The following is a 2,261-nucleotide window of genomic DNA, read 5'->3' on the forward strand; positions in this document are numbered from 1 at the left end:
GCTGCCGATGTGTCTGCTGCCGAACACAATTGGCGCTTCAGTAACTTGTACGGGCGCGGCACTGCATTTGGCGAAGTATACGAAAGCCTGGCAAAAAACATCGAGACGATGTCTGAGGGGCGCATCAAAGTTCAGGTTCTTTACTCCGGTGAAGGCGTTGGCACCAGTGGTCTGTTGGGTGCGGTGAAGTCTGGCTTGATTACGATGGGAGCCCCTTTTCAGTCGATGCATGCGGGCGAATTACCTGCCGGTGTTGTTGAGATTGGTTTGCCGGGTGGTACGGATGATCCGAAAGAGCTGCAGACCCTGTTTCATGACAAGGGCTGGGACAAGGTGCTGACCAAGGCGTATGGCTCTCAGGGTATGGTCTGGTTGGAGCCGTATATTCAGCCACCAGTGTATGTACTGACGAAACAACCGATCAACTCGGTAGAAGATCTCAAGGGTCTGAAAATTCGCGCACCGGGTGCTTACGGAAAATTCCTGCGTAACTTGGGTGCCTCCCCGGTGTCTCTGGCATGGAGCGAGATCTACACCAGCTTAGCGACCGGTGTTATCGACGGTTCAATCGGCAGCAACATGATCGATCACCGTGACGGTAACCACGTGGAAGTCGCGAAGTATATGTACCCTCTGCCGCTGGCCGGCGCACAGGTACTGCCAATCGTTGTACACCGTGGTGCATGGAAAAAACTGCCGGACGACTTGAAAGCGGCTGTGCGCAAAGCGACCGAGGTGCATGCTGATGATCAGTTGCGTTTGTCCAAACAGTGGGAATCCGAAGCGGTGGCTGAAATGGAGGCTAAAGGCCTCAAGTGGAGTCCGGAGCCATCGGAGGCAGACCGCGCAGCGTGGGCAACCGCCGGTGCCGGTCTTTGGGACGAATACGCGTCAAAAGACAAATACAGCAAGCAGCTGATCGATATTCTTCGTAACGGTCAGTAAGTCCGACGAAGCTTTGGATAGGGTGTCGTTAAGACACCCTTATTCGTTGCAGGTGAATCTATGGTTATGTCTTTTCTTAGAGGTTTCTGCCGAAGCATTGATGCCTTGGTAAAAGGGTGCGGAAAACTGGCCTCATTGCTCATGCCGCTGCTTGCGCTGGTGGTGGCTTTTGAGGTGTTTTCCCGCTATGTACTCAACAGTCCAACCATTTGGGCATTTGATCTTTCGCTCTTCATGTTCGGTTATATCGCTGCACTGGGTGGCGCGCATGCGCAGCAGAATCGTGCACATATCAATGTCGATATTCTCTACCTTCAGGTGTCGCATAAAACTCGCAGTGTGTTCAACCTGATCACCTACGCATTGGGCGTCTTCTTCCTAGTTCTGATTGTTTATATGTGTTTTGGAAAATACGAAGAGGCGTTGGAATTCGACTACCGCCGGCAGAGCGAATGGGCGCCTCCGATGTTTCACTTCTGGGTCATGATGTGTGTGGCTGGCGGTTTGTTTATCGCGCAATTGTGCAGAGATATGCTGGCTGAGCTGTTCTTTTTGGTGACCGGTCGTCCACTGCTTGAGGAGGTTGCCCATGGGCATTGAGATGTTAACCGTGGTGCTGTTGTTATGCATCCTGGTCTTTTTTGCGTTGGGTGCTCAGGTCGGACTCGCGTTGGGTGGCATCGCGATGGCGATAGGTTATATGACGTGGGGGGACGGTATTTTTAACGTCATTCCTTCGACACTGGAAGCGACCTATTTCAGTTTTATCCTACTCGCCATTCCGCTGTATATCTACATGGGGCAGCTACTGACTAAATCGGGCATCGGTGATGCGATGTTTAACTTCAGCCAGATGCTGATCGGGCGTGTACGTGGTTCTCTGGCGATCAGTGTGATCGGTGTATGCTCAATGATCGGTGCGATGGTAGGTATTATCGGCGCGGGGATCATGACATCGGGCAGCATCGCGCTTAAACCGATGCTGGAACGTGGTTACAACAAACGTCTGGCATTGGGTGTCATCATGGCCGGTGGTGGGTTGGGTATCCTCATTCCACCGAGTATTCCCATGATTATGTTTGCCGCATCAACACAGAACTCCGTAGGCCGGATGTTTTTGGGGGCTATGTTACCCGCCTTGCTGACGGTGGTGCTGATGATTCTCTATGTGGTGATCAGCTGTATGCTGAACCCTGATCGCGCGCCGTTGGATAAAGATACTGCTGAGCAACCCGCACTCAAGGGGAAAGAAAAGCTACGTATCGCGCGTGACGGGCTGTTTTCGATGGTGCTGATTGTGGCGGTGTTGGGCAGCA

3 protein-coding genes are annotated in these 2,261 nt (G+C 52.6%); all 3 read left to right on the forward strand.

Annotated elements, in window-relative coordinates:
* The coding region (locus tag ABYW01_RS19805) for a TRAP transporter substrate-binding protein (RefSeq protein ID WP_372836125.1) at positions 1–945 on the forward strand (945 nt) is incomplete at its 5' end.
* A gap of 66 nt (positions 946–1,011) precedes the next feature.
* On the forward strand, positions 1,012–1,545 hold the full coding sequence (locus ABYW01_RS19810; RefSeq protein WP_372836126.1) for a TRAP transporter small permease subunit: 534 nt from the start codon (positions 1,012–1,014) through the stop codon (positions 1,543–1,545).
* The coding region (locus ABYW01_RS19815) for a TRAP transporter large permease subunit (RefSeq protein WP_372836128.1) at positions 1,535–2,261 on the forward strand (727 nt) is incomplete at its 3' end. The genes ABYW01_RS19810 and ABYW01_RS19815, both read left to right, overlap by 11 nt.

This window comes from Pontibacterium sp., from assembly GCF_041587635.1.
Taxonomy (GTDB): Bacteria; Pseudomonadota; Gammaproteobacteria; order Pseudomonadales; family Balneatricaceae; genus Pontibacterium.

What these genes read in the sequence shown, in the direction of transcription:
- ABYW01_RS19810 (WP_372836126.1), top strand. Translation starts at nt 1,012, where the DNA reads ATGTCTTTTCTTAGAGGTTTCTGCCGAAGCATTGATGCCTTGGTAAAA.